We start from the raw sequence: 16,777 nt of genomic DNA, 5'->3' as shown, positions 1-16,777 counted from the left end.
GCTTAGCCCTCGCAGTAAACCCGACGATTGGATTGGCGCTATACCGAACGAAATATCGTTATTGGGCGTGTTTGTGCATTAGGCGCAATCACATCCGCGTCAGGGAAGTGCGGGTAGCGGCGCGCAGCCTCGAGCACCGCTACCTGATACCTACTCAGAGGTGTTCCAGCGCGTCCCTTCAACCGGGCCCTTGCCTTCATGGGAATCCCACGCCTGATTGATCAGGTAGGCAAAAATCGCCTGGAGTTGTTCATCGGTAAAGTCGGTAAAAGCAGGCATGCCACCGCCCCCTTTGGACATCGCGCCCTTGCGAACAACGGATTCGAAGAACTCGTAGCTGGGTGGAGGCGCGTAGATGAGATTAGGCACTCGGCCCCCTGCTGCGTTACCGAAGTAGCCATGGCACTCAGTACAACCACTTCCCTCGAACAACTTCTGACCCATCGCGGCTGCCTCTTCAGGCTGTCGAGGAGTGGTAGGCGCTGAGACTTTTTTCGGTTCAGCAAACGCCGGATACTCTTTGCTTCCGCCTAGCTTGAAAGCTAGCAAGCGTGGCGCCGTTCTTGCCTTCGGGAGGGAAGCAAAGTCCGACACCAGCGAACCTGTAGCTGCCGCAGTACCTGTGCCGGTGGGAAGCAGAACATACTGCTCCCCATCAACCATGACCGTCGATGGCGCCGCACGCACTGCCCCGCCTATGTCATGGCTCCACAGAATCTTGCCGGTGGCGTCATCCAGGACTTGCATGCGGCCGTCCCCGGTGCCCTGAAATACCAGCCCCCCTGCCGTATGCAGCAAGCCACCATTCATAGGCAGCGGCGAACGTGAGCGCCACTTGATTGTGTTCTGACGCGTATCCCAGGCCACCGTCTCGCCATAGGTCTCATACTTTCCGTCATCAGAGTGCACAATCGGCTCAAATGACTGACCGCCCAGTACCGACTCCGGATCATCCCTAACGAGAACCGGCTGAGACATGGCTGGAATGAAGACGGTTTCGCTTGCAGGGTCGAATGCCAATGCCTCCCAACCATGTGCGCCCAGACCATTCGGAAGCTGCACATAACTCTCGGCCGAGTTGAGCCAGTACTGCCCTTGCGGTTTGACAATCGGCCGACCGCTGGTATCCAAAGCAGTGGCCCACTCCATGGGCATATAGGCAGAACCTGAAATGAACTTCCCGCTCTTCGCATCCAATGCATAGGCGAAACCGTTCTTGGGCACACTAATGACGGTTCTTCTCGGTTTTCCATCTACTGTGATATCGGCCACCATAATCCCCACGCTCGCATCGTAATTCCAAGCATCCTGCGGGGTTTGCTTAAAGTGCCACTTATATTCTCCTGTCGCCGCATCCAGCGCCACAATGGAGTTGGTGAACAGTTCGTCGCCAGCATTCTCACCGCGCTTCGAGGGGTCAAAAGGTGCGGGGCCACCAACTCCGATATAAAGCTGATTTAGCTCGGGATCATAGGTCATTGCATCCCATACACTTCCACAGCCGCGTGTTTTAGCGTACCAATCGTTACCCCAGGTTTTGGCAGCCATCTCATAAAGCGCGGACTGTGGTTTGGAGGGATCGTCAGGCACAGTATAGAAACGCCAACGATGATCACCGGTTTTGGCATCAAAGGCGTCTACATAGCCGCGAGTCATGCCTGTATCCAGACAAGCATTGCCGGTGAAGACGAGATCGTTTCCAACTCGCGGAGCGGCCGTAATAGCGTACATATCTGCCGAATCGCATGACCTTGCCTCCCAGACCTTTTTTCCAGAGGCTTGATCAACAGCGATCAGGCGGCAATCACCCGAGGCAATGATTACATTGCTGCCACTCAGGGCCACCCCTCGATTGAATCGCCGCCCCCAATAACCCGCAAATGAGGAATTATTCTGTGCATTATCATCCTTGAAGTGCCAAATCAGCTTCCCGGTTTTTACGTCGTTAGCAATTATTTGACCGTTTGGCGCCCCTTGGAAAACAACGCCATCCTTGACCAACGGATTGCCGACGAGACCGTCACTTACAGGCAACTCCACCCACCAAGCAAGCCCCAGAGAGTCGACATTCTCTCTGTTTATTTCTTTGAGAGCTGATGTGTGCTGCATTTCGTGCGAATTACCGAGATATTCCCAATCCGTATTTGACTGCCGATTGAGAAAACTTTGCCCCTCACAGCCAACTAACGCAACAGTTAGTGGGAAAGCGATAAGCAACTTCATTACACCTCCTGGTTCCTAAAAAATAAGAGCACGACCTAGCCCCGCTAGCTCTAACACGCAAAAAAAACCGCCCCTAAGAGCGGTTAAAAGGCAAGCAACTTTGCCTACCCTGGAGCAAAAGAAGACCGACTCAGCGCATCCACTGCCGTAGCATTCCACTGCGCCTTGAAAGCCTATTGAAGAAGAAAACCAGTCAGAAGCTTGAGCGCTAACCATTTCGATAATGGTATCGATAACTTAGCACCATCAGCGCCATAACCAGCACGAGAAATCAAGATTCCGAGCCAAGCATATCTCTCTGTGCACGCCTTAAGTTACATAGCGACAGCCAGACATTGCTTAGACGCTCTTAAGATAAAAATCTACTAACCGCAGCGCATTCTTCCAACCGATACCAAAAGGCGGCTCTCATCTGCCTTAGCGCGCTCCAGCGCACAATATGCGTAATACAATTGGATCGCCCCATAAGACCATACTGTAAAAGCCAGGGTCATAAAGATCATATGAGTATCGTCGCCAGGTATGGGGAAGAAGTCGTAAGCAATCGCCACCGCAAGAGCGGCGACCGTTCCGATCCCCGAAGCAATCGCATGCACAGCCTCGCCGATACGTGCCAAACGCGCGATGAAGTAGACCATATATACGGAATAGATAAACCACATAATCACGTAAAAGTACGGGCGCACATCGTCGAAGAAGTCAGACAGATACACAACAAACGTGCCAGCAAACGCAGCCGCAAACAGCATAACCTCCTTCGACACCGGCGGTTTATAATTGTGCGTCAGAACCATGAGTCCCAAGACAGCAATGATCGGCATACCAAAACTGCGCGAGAACGAATCTAGAAAAAGCGTAATGGCATAATTAATTTCTGAAGCCGTCAACATCGCCATCACGAAATTCGACGCAGAGAAGGCGACGATCCACCACTCAAAGCCAAGCAGATAGTTCCCCTTCTTAAGAAACTTAGCACCATAGATCCAGCCAGACAAAGCCAGAAACACACAAGTGACCAATCCGCAAATATTTATCACTTCCACAATAAGCCCTCAGACACTTAACTTAACGCATCACTTCGCCGTAGCAGGCGAGTGCTGCAAGGTGGCGAGTCACTTCACGTCCTGCATAATGTTAGATCGCGGCCTGGCGGCATCTATCGCACAAGGTTGCGACCCTTCAGGGAAGCCCGAAGACACGAAGCGTTGTTATTGCTTAGTACGCGGTTGCGGTCTTACGCGCCTTGCGGTTCGTCCAATCGTCATACTGTTTAATCGCTGCGAAGGTGGCCTTCAGAGCACACCATTGGAACGGCTCAGGTAACGTCGAAGGCGTCTTGTGGCACAAAGCATCCAAGAGTGGTGTTTCGTCGCCATGCATTTTCTCGGCAAGCAGTTGCCCCACAAACGAATGGGTGGCGAGACCATGCCCTGAGCAACCGGACACATAGAGAATGTTTTGCTGCGCCCCGGTTGCGCCAACCACAGGCAGCGCGTCGTACGCCACGCTGACGTATCCGCTCCAGCAATGCTGGATACCCAGGCCTTGGAGAGAGGGGTATCGCTCGCGTAGCGTCTTTGCTAAAGCGTCGTAGGCACCGTGATCCGGCACGTTAGGGGTCTTCGAGCCGTAGACGTAGTTCAATTTCTTAACAGTCAAAACCATGGTGTTGTGTGCAGTCAGGCGGTGGCTTTCCATGGTCAGATGCGGCGTGATGATCCCTTCCCGACCCTGCCAGCCCAGCGATGCCAGTTGCGTCTGGGAGAGCGGTTCCGTTTCGATCGCGGAGACCCGTAGCGGAGCAACCTTGTCGCGCAGCAGCCCCAGCTGTGGCGTGTAAGCGTTGGTCGCCAGAACCATGAGTGGTGCGCTTGCACTGCCGCGTGCGGTCTTGCACGTGACGACCGACCCCTCTTTATAAGAAAGAAGCGGAGTTCTCTCGTACAGCCTCACCCCCGCCTGGAGTGCCGCGCGGCGTAGTCCGCTCACGTATTTGCCGGGATTCAGCGTGCCGCCGCGTTGCTCGCATCCAAACAGAAACGCCGGAGGAATCCCACGCCTACGCATCTCGGCTGAGTTCACGAATCTTGTAACGGATCCCAGCTTAAGACCAAGCTCCATGCTTCGACGCAGCCACTTTTCCTGCGAAGGATGTACGACAGCCCTGATGACGCCAGAAGGGTTGTAGTCGCAATCTATCCCCAACTCGGTCAGCCTTCGCTCCACGTAGCAAACCGCCTCGTCGTAGTAGCTGACGAACTTCCTAGCGTGTTCAAAACCGACGCGCTTGACGAAGAGCTCGAATTCGATCCCCATGCTGCCAAGTAGATAACCGGCGTTACGTCCACTTGCACCGAAGCCGCCAAATTCCTGCTCTAGCAGCACGACCCTCGCGCCGCGGGCAGTGAGCTCAAGCGCCGTAGACAGACCGGCAAATCCGGCCCCAACCACGATCACATCTGCACTGACATGACCTTCCAGTTCGGGCTGCAAATCAGCTGGGCGGTCAACCCAGCCGCCGGTTCTCCGAAAGCGCAGCGACCCTGTCATTGCGCTGGCCGATTCACTTCCACGACTCATACACCGCACTCCTGGCCCAGGGTTCAGCTGTTATTTGCGGGCACTGTACTGCTACACAGAACTTTACGCAACAGTTGTTATTATATTGATCGTTACCCTAAATAGCTCCCGAAGCGCCGCCTCGGGAGCGCATGCACCAGCGGCTGATGCGCCAACCGAGAAGTGGGGGTGGGTCAATACGACGTCTGCGGGGCGTGGCAGGCCTGCCGACCATGGACGTGAGTCAGTAGCGGTAAATGCAGGCCCGGAAGCAGAAGACGCAGCCTGGCGCTTTGTACGCCAACAGGCGTGCCGGCGTTGTCTAGCGCACCCAGTTCGCCAGGCGAAAACATTTCCCCCATACCACTGTGATCTGGACAACCTGCACGTCGGTGCCCGGCGCACCGAGATAGTTACCAACCAACAAGGGTCATCGGCATACCGCTTTCAGTGGCGAAGTCATAAGGCCCATCGGCTGCACGCCGCTGATCGACATGTACTCGCTGTCGCGGCCGGGGGATGACCTGGTCTGGTGCTTTTTATCGCGTCGTGCCCCCGCAGAGCCCGACTCCAGCAGTGTCCGAAACGCAACCAGGCGCCCTCCCGTTCTAGAGATGCGCGCGATCATGTGTCAGACTCCAGATCAAGCGACCCGATCAAATGAACAAGTTGAGAATTCAAAAGCCAATTGCGTCCTGCCGCTAGGAGTGGGTGCGCATGTCCGGCTTGCAGGATTCAGGGTCATGGCGCGGCGCTGCCGCAAGCTAGCATCCACCACCACTCCACACCGGTTGCCGAAATTCGGTACCGCGGTGGTGATCCGTAGAATGGAGATGGCCTAATGGCGAGGATTGGCGCTGATTTGCGCAGACAGGACTTTATCGAAGCCACCGTTAAGGTGATTGCTGAGCATGGCGTTGCCAATGCAACCACCAGACGCATCGCTGTAGCGGCAAACTCTCCGCTTGCTTCACTGCACTACGTATTTCATACCAAGGACGAGCTGTTTTACGCCGTCTACGAGTCGCTCTTCGATTTGCCACATCAGGCATTGGAGCACGTTCCGGTTGGAAGCACCGCAGCGGAGTCCACCGCGGAGATGCTGCGTCGGGCGATACATTGGTTCACCGAGCACCCGGATCTAGCGAGAACACAATCAGAGCTGTTTTTCTGGACCCTGCGGAACAATCCGGAAATGGCCACGAAGATCTATGCGATGGCGGTGGAGGCGACAGAGCGCGCGATCAAACGGATCACCGGCTCTCAGCTGGACCAGGCCAAGCTGACGGCGATCAGTCGCCTTCTCATCAATCTGATGGACGGCCTGCTGCTCGCTTGGTCAGGCCATGGTGACCTGGACCGGTTAAAGGAGGAGACCGAGACGGCCTGCCAGGCGGTGAAACTGCTAGTGGGAAGCTATTAAACAAGCACCATCTGCTTTACTGCACCCTAGGCGGTGCGCCCATTGAGCGCACCTCGCGAAACACCAGCCAGCAATCTTGATAAACATGGATGTTTTTATCGACGCCCCCTGCCGCATTCAAATGCATCCAAGCGCGAGCTCAACGAGCTCTTAGACTCCCGCCGACTGGAAATTTGAAGACCGCCCGCGAGGATCAGGCTTCGTTTTCCCTCGCCCAGTTCAAAGGGGCTACCGTGTCGATACGCCGTCTGGGTCGAACTCAGGCGCCAGCAATGCCAGTGCTGCAATGTCCTGCGGCCCCATCCATCTAGTATCCGATGAAGGATGCCCTCTCAAACTGTTTTCCTCTATGCTCGGTCGCGGTACACCTACGCGCACAGCGGCCACTGACGCTCCGATTGACCGATCCCCTAAATATCTCATGCCAGAATCGCGCCCTGATCCGAATTCCAAGATTCAACACCACCATGCTAGCGACAACAAATCCATGGGTCGCCGCGGGCGTCCCGTAGGCGACCATCTCGCAAAACGGGCCGAGTTGTTGAAGGCTGCAATCGCAGTGATCGCCCAAGAGGGCTACGCCGGCGCCTCGATGCGCAAGGTGGCGCAACAGGCAGGATGTACGACTGGAGCTGTAACCTATTACTTTGCCAACAAGGAGGAGATGGTAAGTGCCGCGGCACAGAACTTGTTTGACCGGGTCGAAGCGCTCCTCGAGGTAAACCGAAATCAGATCGACATCAAGTCGCTGATGCACCAGTGGCACCAATGGATTAGCCAGGAAGACCCGAACAGTTGGCTCGCCTGGCTGCAACTGCTCACCCATGCCCGACACGAACCAGCATTTGCCAACGTAATCAGGCAGCGCCAAGCCCACTTCCGCCGAACCTGCACATCATTACTGGAGGAAGGGCAGCACCAGGGCAAGATTCGCCAGGATATACCCGCCGATCTGTTGGCCGACCACATCACCGCGTTCAGTGATGGCTGGCTTATGATGCTACCTATCGAGCCCGAACGCTTTGGCACGGAGCGGGGGCAGGCCCTCCTCGATGCGTTCATCGTTATGATTTCTCCGCCCTCGGCCGCCAGTGGTCAATCCAAAGGCAAAGCCGGCTCGCAGTAACTCCTCACTCGCATCAAGGTGCGTCGCGCCGGCACAGTTCCGGCGCCGCTCCCTGCTCTCACAACTCGCCCATCTGTATCTAAGCCGCCGTTTTCAAAGCAGCACCTTTATCTCCTGTCGATTCGACCGACGCCCTCCTCTCGGCCGCACGCCTCCTGTGCGGTTGCCGGCTCACGCAGTTCGGCTTGCCACGATATTAAATTCGTGTATTTTGAATAACAGTAGATACGATAATTAATCGTCACCGTATACCGTGGTGGTACGGGGCGTGTAGCGATGACGCTATTGGCTCAAGGGAGCACTCCAGGCCGATCGGGGACTTTGCCATTAGGCTGCAAGGCCCTGTTGTGCTGCCCCCCGTCTCACCCAGGCCTACCGCTTCGCCGTAACCGACACCGAAGTGTTGCCGCAGTACACCCAGGCGAGCTCGCAGGGCGCCGAGGGCGCCGAGGGCGCAGCGGCACGCCTGGGCGAATGGGCTGGTCAGCAGCGGGGTGACCTGCGCGCTGCCACGGCCCGGTTCCGCATCTGACCTTCCCCAACAACAAGAGCAGTAGACGCATGCAAAGCATCAGAGTATTCGGCCTCGCAGGTCTCATCGCGAGTACGCCGGCCATGGCCCTAGAGCAGGGTGAATATCGACTAAACGGCTTCGGCACCGCCGCCCTCACCCACCTGGGCGGTGAAGATCAGGGGCGGAGCTTCGGCATAAATGGGCAGACCACTGACGTCTGGAGAGGTGACCAACTGTCCAAATTGGGCGGCTAACTCCAATATGGACTGACCGACAAGCTGAACGTGACCGTACAGGCCACCGTTAAATCGGAGCAGGACACCTGGAAGGGCAACCTGGAATGGGCCTACCTATCCTTTGCCGCCGCGCAGGGTCTGACACTACGCGCCGGTCGCCTGCGACTGCCGATCTATATGTACTCGGAAACCCTCGACGTAGGCTTCACACACCCCTGGCTACGGCTGCCGGATGAGACTCGACGCATCCAATGGCCTAGCCAGCCAATGGGTGCGTTGCTTATCGATCGCATGAGTTTTGCTACTAATTGCGCGTCGATAGGACAGTAAATGTGCTCAGCCCGGAATAGCCACTCAGCCTAAACGCCGGTCGACCGGCACGCTCGGCGAGGCTTTCTTTTGCATCGTGGCGGCGTCGAAAAACGTGCCAAGCATCACGCCAGTTGTTGTCGGATGATCGCTGGAAAATCACCAGCTGATAAATCCAGGCACCCGGTATGACCGAGCGGGCTACTTAATGGCAGGCCACATGATTCGCGACGCGCTCCCCTATCCCTGGCGAAACGGGGGGGCACGGTCTATTGCTCAACGTCGTCCAGCGGCATGCTCCAGATCACCAACTCAAGGGCTGCTGCGATTTGGATGCGATGATCGGCGAACGGGATAGGTAGCAGTTCCTGGGCACGCTCCAGCCGGCGCAGTAGCGTATTGCGGTGAGAACCAAGTGCTTCAGCGGTTCGGGTGATGTTACAGCCGTTAGCTAGAAAGGCGTGCAACGTGCGCTGAAGCGCTACGGGCTCGCTCGCCAGTCGGCCCAGCGTGCTTAGGACAAACTGCCTAGCCGCACGGGCGTCGTGGGTCATCAGCGATACCATTCTTACCTGGTCGATCGTGGCCACAGCGGGCGCGCCAGGCAAACGGCCCATCAACCTCTGCGTCGTCACGGCTTCAAGGTGTGATCGCCGAAAGCCATTGATTCCGGCACCAGCCGCGCCGATCGCAGCGCGAAGCTGTGGGAACTGTTGGGCAATACCCTGCAGCAGATTCACATCAAGCGGCTTTGTCGCGCTGAACCAGACCCATAAAGTCGCTGGGCCTGCGAACACGATCAAGGGCGCTAAGGTCGCCGTCAGACCAGCCAACGCTCGCGCCATGTCCTCGAGCGGCTGTATTTCCGCTTCTGGAGTTTCGCTCCAGACGAGGGAAGCATAGTGCCTTTGTGAGAGGCTATACCCAAGGCGCCTGCTGAACTGCTCCGCGCTCACGTCTCTGCCATCTAGCAAGCGACTGACCCAACTGCGCCGGTCCAGAGGGTCATCGTGGGCCTGGGCATTTTTTTCTTCCGTGATGACCTGAGTTACCACGAGCATATTTTTGTTGATGAAGTCAGATATCGACCGCGACGAGACCTCCAAGAACTCCTCGAGCAACACGGGATCCTGAGTCAGGCGAAACGCCATTTTCATCCATAGATCCCAGGCTGCGTTTTGTGTTGACCGGGCGACATTAATCAACAATTCCGCCCCTCCCCTGCGCGCTAGCTCCCTGGCCGTGTCCACCATGTCAGCAGACACGTAGGCTTCCACAGGTTCTCCGGGTCGGTGAAGGTTGGCACTCGCCCAGTGCAGCAGCTCTGCGCGATTGGCACGCCGGAACGCTGCGAGGATCACAGGGTCCTCGAGCAGCTTCGCGTCTTCGGGCGAAGGAAAAAGGGACTGGTTCAGGTAATCGAGCCAATCCGCTGGTAGCGTCTGCGCGAGCTCGGCGCCTTGGCGCATGAGCTCACGAACCGCTTCGGAGGGGCGTGGCCAGGGGGATCGCGCGCTGATCATGGATACTCAACAGAACCCAACATACGGAATGAAAGAGTGCAGTTGCACCGAGGCATTCAGCGAAATGAGACCTTCGCAGGACCGGCCGCCAGAGAGGAAACAGGAAACCAAACCGCTGCTCGCTGTTTCCGCTCCAGCAAAATTGCCTGCGCTACTGTTTGTCGATGCTGATGATGCAGCATGAAATCGAAGCTTGCACCAGATGCACGACTTCTTGCGCATTTGCCCCAAACCGCGGTGCACCGATCACCCGGTCATCGCCTTGCCAGCGCATCAACAGGGTCGCCCGTCACGGCGCCATGATCAAAAGCCGTTGCCGGGCTGCTGAAAGGTGGCCATGCCCAAGAGTTCTTGTGGGTCCCGCATCTGGCCATCGATTTCTACCCAACCTAGCAGCGTTGAGCTGGCACTCCAGCCCAGCAGGCGCTGCATCTGTGAGGGAAGCTGGCGAACCCGCTCAAGGGGAATGGATAGAAAGTGATTCTCCTCCAGACGCAGAAAGGCTAGGTCATATGCCATGGTCAGGCCGGTGCGGGGGTATGCGGACCTGTTGGAACCGCCGCCGTGGTACACCGATCCCAGCCACAGTAGTGCGGAGCCAGCCTTCATTTCTGCAGCCACCGTTTCCTCCTGCGTCGGCATTCTGTCGTCGTCCCAGTGATGGCTACCTGGTATGACACGGGTCGCCCCGTTTTCTTCAGTAAAGTCCGAAATCGCAAGCATGATTTGCAGACGGGCCTCTCGACCATACTGCGGATGCCGCCAAAGGGAGGTAGCGTCATCGCGGTGCAAAGGCTGACGGCCTTGGCCCGGTCCAATCTGAATGGCCTGTGTAATGCTCAATTGAATATCGGGCTCAATCGCAACTCGATCGGTACCCACCCAAACATGGGTCGGCGTCTGCAGGATCTGTCTGGCCGACTCAATAAATAGTGGATTGAGTGCCACCTCAACCGCCGTGTCGCTGCGCGCGATGATTCTACCGACCCGGCGCGTCTGCGCTCCGGCGAAGTACGGGTCCGCTCCGCAAGGCGTCGCGTTCAGGTAGGGCTCCAGCTCTTCTGCCAGCGACTGCAGCGTCGGTGCGGACAGAAAGTCCGAAATGATTACTCCGCCGTCACGCCTGATGATCTCTACCACATGCTCAATCGATGCATCGCTGCTGACCGTCGAAAGTTTCCCGGTATCCATGTGCTTATACCTTGTCTGGTTTTGTCGTTGTTTTGATCCGGTTTGCCTGGGCGTCCGGCTCGGAGGTGCATACGCAGCGCCACCTACTTGCACCCCGCGAACCGTGGTCTCAGGCCAGAACTGCATCATCACCAAACCTGTTCAGCCGATTAAGTCATATGATCAACAAACTTGTCCACCTATCGGGGAGTTTGGGTGCATCGCTGTTCGACGATCTATCGCGCGCCTGGTCTGCCTTCTATGGCTAGTAGCCCTAGAGGACAGCCCAATTGAGCTAGTGGGTGCACCAAGGAGCCATCGACAAACACCCCAGTCGTTCACATGGTGCGCGAACGGCGGACCTGTTGTCGGATCAGCCTGCATAGCGAGCCCGTCGTTGGTGGAAACTCCGCCCCTCTTCTCGTAGATCGCTACAGCACAGGTGCAGATCGCCCCGAATCAACCGCCTAATGGTGCTTTTTGTACATTGCGCCACGACATTCGCAGCCCTAATCTGTTCAAACGATCAAGTCAACCGATCAGTCTCTATAACAAAACAATTTGGAGGCGACATGTCCGTTCACACTGCTTTGCCGGTTGAGCCGCTCGATGTACTGATCATCGGAGCTGGTGTGTCTGGCATCGGCGCGGCCGCCTATTTACGGCGCGAGCAATCAGACAAAGTTTTCGCAATCCTGGAGTCTCGCGAGCGGATGGGCGGTACATGGGACCTTTTCCGCTATCCCGGCATCCGTTCGGATTCAGACCTGTACACGTTCGGCTTCGACTTCAAGCCTTGGACGAAGGCTAAGTCATTGGCGGACGCGGCAGACATTCTCGAGTATCTAGGTGAAGCCATCGACGAGCATCAGCTGGAGCAGTTCATCCGCTACAAGCAAAAGGTCGTGTCGGCAAACTGGCAAACTGACAAGGGCTTGTGGGCAGTAGCTGTTGAGGATGGAAGCACGTCGCAGGTCCGAACGATCGAATGCCGCTGGCTATTTAGCGCTGGGGGCTACTACCGTTACGATCAAGGATTTACCCCTCGCTTCGAGGGTGCCGAGCACTTCCAGGGGCAGATCGTTCACCCCCAGCATTGGCCGGAGGATTTGGACTACACGGGCAAGCGCGTCGTGGTCATCGGCAGTGGCGCGACCGCAGTCACCCTGATTCCCGCCATGGCGGACAAGGTCGCCAGCATCACGATGCTGCAACGAACACCTTCGTACATCATCAACCAGCCCGCTAACGATGTAGTTGCCGCATTCCTACGCAAGATTCTGCCGGCGCAAACCGCTTACGCACTGACACGCTACAAGAACGCCAAGATTACCCTCTCCTTTTGGGGATTTTGCCAGCGCTTCCCCAAGCTCTCTCGCAAGCTGCTTCTATGGCTGACTCGTAGGGAGCTGCCTAAAGACTACCCGGTCGACGTCCATTTCAACCCGCCGTACAACCCTTGGGATCAGCGTTTGTGCTCGGTTCCCGAAGGCGACCTCTTCAAGGTTGTTAGCGCGGGTAAAGCGGAAATCGTTACGGACCACATCGAGCGCTTTACCGAGTCGGGTGTCTCGCTTAAATCCGGGAAGCACCTCAAGGCCGACATCATCATTACTGCCACTGGCCTAAACGTGCAGCTCTTCGGCGGCATTACGCTGCACAAAGATGGCAAACCGATAGTGCTCAGCGAGACACTGGCCTACAAAGGCATGATGCTCTCTGGCGTACCCAATTTTGCTTTCGCTGTGGGCTACACCAACTCATCCTGGACACTGAAAGTATGCCTGCTATGCGACCATTTCTGTCGCTTGCTCGGCTTCATGGACAGTCACGGCTACAACGTTTGCGAGCCCAAAGCGCCGGACGGAATGGAAACCCGACCGTTGCTGGATTTCGGTGCAGGCTACGTGCAACGCGCCTTGGACCGCATGCCGCGGCAGGGGACGTGCGAGCCTTGGGTGATGTCCATGGATTACTTCCGCGACGTCAAGCTGCTACGCCGCGGTACAGTCGCTGAGAAGTCCCTAGCGTTTTCAACGGTACCCAAGCGCTCTTATACGACAGCGTCATGCTGCAACAACAAGGCAGTCGCCAATGAGCACTGACCAGTTCAGCGAGCTGCCAGGGGGACGTGAGCTCTGCTATCGCAGCCATGGGAAGAACGAAGCTCCGGTTGTCGTGCTTATCGTGGGTCTTGGGTTGCAGCTGACGTACTGGCCGCAACCGATTATTCGTGGTCTCGTCGAGTCCGGCTTCCGGGTCATCACGCTCGACAACCGAGACGCTGGCAGATCGTTCTTCACCGATGTGGCCCCTCCCACCGCCCTGCAGCAGTTTCTTCGCAAGCGGACCGCAGGCTACGACCTAGGCGACATGGCCGCGGACGTAATCGGCCTCATGGACGAGCTAGGGCTCCAAACGGTCCACGTCGCGGGAATGTCGATGGGAGGCATGATCGCCCAGACGCTCGCCGCGCGTTACCCGGAACGCATCCAGACCCTCACTTCCATATTCTCGACTACCGGTTCGCTACGTGTAGGCCAGCCGGCGTTAAAGGCCATTCTGCAGCTCTTGCGCCCGCCTCCACGCAATCAGCAGGAAAGCGTACGTCACTACCTAGACATCATGGGTTTGATTGGCTCGACACTCGAATGGAACGAGCAAGCCCTGCGCGATTACGCAGTGCAGGCCTGGGAGCGAGGCGGCGGAGAGGCAAGCAACCTGGGGGCCGCCAGGCAGATTGGCGCGATCATCAATTCAGGCGATCGCACCGAGGAACTTCGGCGGATCCGTTGCAAGACGCTGGTTATCCACGGGGATAAGGATCGCATGGTCTCGACCAGCGGCGGGTTTGCCACCGCAGCCGCAATTCAACGATCAAGCCTCGTACTACTGCCCGGAATGGGACATGACCTTCCGTCTTGTCTTACAGGCACGCTGACGGCGCTTATGGCTGGGCACATGCGTAGCGCCAGCTAGCGCCGAGCGCGTGCGGCTTCGCCAAGCTTCATTTTTGCTACGAGGAGACTTGTCGCAACCCCAAAAGAACAAAAAAAAACATTTCGACTTGTGGGTACCCCTCAAGCCGTACATCACACGCCGACTATGACAGACCGCCGGCGCGGATGCTCCTCAACTGCCCTTTCAAAAACTACAAAATGAGCAAGAGGTATGTATGGATTTCAAGTTCTTACTCCCCACTAGAGTCGTGATGGAGCCAGGCCTGCGTGAGCGTACTGGCGAATATTTAAGCGAGCTCGGCCTCACGCGTATCCTGATTATCACGGATGCCGGAGTGAAGGCAGCCGGCTTGTTGAACAGCGTCTACGCCAGCCTGGAGGCGGCGGGCATTGCGTTCGAAGAAATAGCCGACGTCAAAGCCAACCCTCGCAGCGAAGATATCAACCACGCTGCACAAATGTACCGGGGTAAAGGGATCGAAGGTCTCCTCGCCGTTGGCGGCGGCAGCGCGATGGACGCAGCCAAGGCCATCAGCCTGCTGCTGACCCATGAGGGCCGGATCGAAGACTACGAGGGTTCATTCACGCTCAAGCACGCCATTCCGCCTATCGTCGCCATCCCGACCACCGCGGGCACGGGAAGCGAAGTGACCTGCTTCGCGGTGATCACCGACACCGTCCGCCATTTCAAGATGAGTGTCCAGGACTACCGGGTCGGGCCCGTTATGGCACTACTCGACTCCCATATTCTCGATACGCTGCCCGCTTCAATTGCCGCCGCAACGGGCATGGACGCGCTCACCCACGCCATCGAGGCCTACACCGGCCGCATGGCGAACCCAATCAGCGACGGCCTGGCGCTGCATGCCATCCGCCTGATCAGTCAATACCTTAAGCCCGCCGTACTTGACCCCGACAACCTGCATGCACGCGAGCAAATGCTAGTGGCCAGCCTGATCGCGGGCATGGCGTTCGGTAACGCAGACGTCGCAAGCGTGCATTGTATTTCTGAATCCATCGGCGGCATGTACGACACGCCACACGGCGTGGGTAATGCAATTTTTCTCCCCTTCGTGTTCGGCCACAACCGAGATGCCGATATCCCCCGCCATGCGCAGGTTGCCTATGCGCTGGGCATCGACCCCAACCTGTCGCCGGTCGAGGCTGCCGATGCTGCAGTCGGGTATCTGTTCAACATGAGTAGAGACCTGGGAATTCCCCGCTTCGCCGAGGTGAAAGGTGTGCGTGAAGAAGACTTCCAGACCATTGCGGAAAAGTCGAAGCAGAACTTCTCCGACGGCAGCAATGCCAAGCAAATGACCGTCGACACCTATCTGGAAATCATCACCACCGCTTACCACCACGTAGCGTGAGGGGGTCACTCATGATCGAATCAATCCCAAGCGCATCGTTGAAACGCTCACTTGGGCCGTTTTCACTGTTGCTGTTTGGCCTGGCGTTCCTGGCCCCGCTGATCGTCTTCGGCACCTATGGTGTGATCACGCAGGCAAGCGGCAACACTACGGCCATGGCCTACCTGATCGCAGCGACCGGTGTGGTGTTCACGGCGTTGAGCTACGGTCGTCTGGTTAAGGTGTTTCCGGTAGCCGGGTCGGCATACACCTATACCCGCCACATGCTCAGTGCGAATCTCGGGTTCATGGTGGGTTGGGCAGCCCTGCTTGACTACTTCTTTATACCAATGCTGATTTGGCTGCTCGGCGCCAGCTACCTCAACATGGCATTTCCAGACGTGCCGCAGTGGGTATGGATCGCCGGGTTCATCATCTCCACCTCGGTGCTGAATGTCCTGGGCATACAGGTCGCCAACCGCTTCAACCTACTGCTGATGGCCGCGCAACTGGCAATCATTGTCGTGTTCATCGGTCTGTGCGTGCACTACATCGTTGCGGCTCACGGCCCTGGCGGATTGCTGTCCGCCAGGCCCTTCTTCAACGACGATGTGCCATTCGCCACCAGCGTCGCCGGTGCCGCCATTGCTGCATATTCGTTCCTAGGCTTCGACGCGCTATCTACGCTCAGCGAGGAGACACGCGACCCCGCCCGGACACTCCCTCGCGCTATTCTGCTTGTCGCGCTGATTGGCGGTTCGGTCTACGTTGGCTCCTCGTACATCATGTACCTGGCCCATCCTGTTCCCATCTTTGAACATGTGGACGGGGCCGCCTTCGAGATTGCCCGCATGATCGGCGGCGACCTGTTCTTTGCCGTGGTCCTGGCAGGGATCATCATTGCCCACTTCGCGGCGGGGATGTCGTTTCAAGCTAGCGTGGGGCGACTGCTGTACGCGCTCGGTCGAGACAACCAACTTCCGCGTAAGGTGTTCGGTTCGCTGCATTCTCGGTACAAGACACCCGCTTTCAACATCATCCTCTGCGGTCTGTTCGGCACTGCGGGTTTTGGCCTGACGATCGCCACCGCGACATCTCTGGTCAATTTTGGCGCCTTCCTGGCCTTCACCGCGGTCAACCTTTGTGCACTGCGGCTGACCTTCAGTGAGCGCGTCGGAGATGGGGCAGGCCTGCTGCGCGGCGTTGTCTTCCCGCTCATAGGCCTGGCCACGGCTGGCTGGATGCTAGTCAGTCTTGATAACGACGCACTGATCATGGGGTCTAGCTGGCTCGTCCTGGGTGCGGTTTACCTCGCCTGCCGGACCAGCTTCTTCCGCACCCCTGTAACAGACGCTCTCGTTTAGCGGCCACCTTTCCAACCA

12 protein-coding genes and 1 pseudogene are annotated in these 16,777 nt (G+C 57.3%); 8 read left to right on the top strand and 5 right to left on the bottom strand.

The window, feature by feature from the left end; translation table 11 throughout:
- Positions 1-150 precede the first annotated feature (150 nt).
- The 3 genes from KVO92_RS02210 to KVO92_RS02200 all read right to left on the bottom strand — a co-directional run bounded on the left by KVO92_RS02210 (position 151) and on the right by KVO92_RS02200 (position 4,803).
- The gene (locus tag KVO92_RS02210; RefSeq protein ID WP_217474057.1) at positions 151-2,223 is read right to left on the bottom strand and encodes a PQQ-binding-like beta-propeller repeat protein; all 2,073 of its coding nucleotides are present in this window, start codon (positions 2,221-2,223) and stop codon (positions 151-153) included.
- A 365-nt stretch (positions 2,224-2,588) separates the two neighbouring features.
- Complete coding sequence (locus KVO92_RS02205) at positions 2,589-3,266, bottom strand: hypothetical protein (protein WP_336512595.1); 678 nt, start codon at positions 3,264-3,266, stop codon at positions 2,589-2,591.
- A 172-nt stretch (positions 3,267-3,438) separates the two neighbouring features.
- On the bottom strand, positions 3,439-4,803 hold the full coding sequence (locus tag KVO92_RS02200; RefSeq protein ID WP_217474056.1) for an NAD(P)/FAD-dependent oxidoreductase: 1,365 nt from the start codon (positions 4,801-4,803) through the stop codon (positions 3,439-3,441).
- A gap of 820 nt (positions 4,804-5,623) precedes the next feature.
- Between KVO92_RS02200 and KVO92_RS02195 the strand changes: the two genes are divergently transcribed.
- The 3 genes and pseudogenes from KVO92_RS02195 to KVO92_RS02185 all read left to right on the top strand — a co-directional run.
- Entirely contained in the window at positions 5,624-6,205 is a 582-nt protein-coding gene (locus tag KVO92_RS02195) for a TetR/AcrR family transcriptional regulator (protein ID WP_217474055.1), read from the top strand.
- A 421-nt stretch (positions 6,206-6,626) separates the two neighbouring features.
- Entirely contained in the window at positions 6,627-7,331 is a 705-nt protein-coding gene (locus KVO92_RS02190; protein ID WP_217474054.1) for a TetR/AcrR family transcriptional regulator, read from the top strand.
- 561 nt (positions 7,332-7,892) lie between these two features.
- Positions 7,893-8,318: pseudogene (locus tag KVO92_RS02185) on the top strand (hypothetical protein); the annotation flags it as partial.
- 341 nt (positions 8,319-8,659) lie between these two features.
- Here the strand turns inward: KVO92_RS02185 and KVO92_RS02180 are convergent.
- On the bottom strand, positions 8,660-9,913 hold the full coding sequence (locus KVO92_RS02180; protein ID WP_217474053.1) for a PucR family transcriptional regulator: 1,254 nt from the start codon (positions 9,911-9,913) through the stop codon (positions 8,660-8,662).
- On the opposite strand from KVO92_RS02180, the gene KVO92_RS02175 reads away from it, so the two are divergent.
- Positions 9,912-10,097, top strand: a complete 186-nt coding sequence (locus tag KVO92_RS02175; RefSeq protein WP_217474052.1) for a hypothetical protein — start codon at positions 9,912-9,914, stop codon at positions 10,095-10,097. The two genes, KVO92_RS02180 and KVO92_RS02175, sit on opposite strands and share 2 nt — an antisense overlap.
- Before the next feature lie 119 nt (positions 10,098-10,216).
- Here the strand turns inward: KVO92_RS02175 and KVO92_RS02170 are convergent, their stop codons facing one another.
- A complete protein-coding gene (locus KVO92_RS02170; RefSeq protein WP_217474051.1) occupies positions 10,217-11,104 on the bottom strand; it encodes a phytanoyl-CoA dioxygenase family protein in 888 nt (295 codons plus the stop codon).
- A 551-nt stretch (positions 11,105-11,655) separates the two neighbouring features.
- On the opposite strand from KVO92_RS02170, the gene KVO92_RS02165 reads away from it, so the two are divergent.
- The 4 genes from KVO92_RS02165 to KVO92_RS02150 all read left to right on the top strand — a co-directional run bounded on the left by KVO92_RS02165 (position 11,656) and on the right by KVO92_RS02150 (position 16,759).
- A complete protein-coding gene (locus KVO92_RS02165; RefSeq protein WP_217474050.1) occupies positions 11,656-13,188 on the top strand; it encodes a flavin-containing monooxygenase in 1,533 nt (510 codons plus the stop codon).
- A complete protein-coding gene (locus KVO92_RS02160) occupies positions 13,178-14,062 on the top strand; it encodes an alpha/beta fold hydrolase (protein WP_217474049.1) in 885 nt (294 codons plus the stop codon). Before KVO92_RS02165 ends, KVO92_RS02160 begins: the two co-directional genes overlap by 11 nt.
- Before the next feature lie 196 nt (positions 14,063-14,258).
- Positions 14,259-15,416: an iron-containing alcohol dehydrogenase gene (locus KVO92_RS02155; protein ID WP_217474048.1), complete on the top strand. Its 1,158-nt coding sequence runs from the start codon at positions 14,259-14,261 to the stop codon at positions 15,414-15,416.
- Positions 15,417-15,427: 11 nt separating this feature from the next.
- Complete coding sequence (locus tag KVO92_RS02150; RefSeq protein WP_217474047.1) at positions 15,428-16,759, top strand: APC family permease; 1,332 nt, start codon at positions 15,428-15,430, stop codon at positions 16,757-16,759.
- The last annotated feature ends 18 nt before the right edge of the window (positions 16,760-16,777 follow it).

The organism is Stutzerimonas stutzeri, assembly GCF_019090095.1.
GTDB lineage: Bacteria > Pseudomonadota > Gammaproteobacteria > Pseudomonadales > Pseudomonadaceae > Stutzerimonas > Stutzerimonas stutzeri_AN.
Note: the sequence above shows the minus strand (reverse complement) of the source record. Positions and strands in the feature narration are given on the sequence as shown.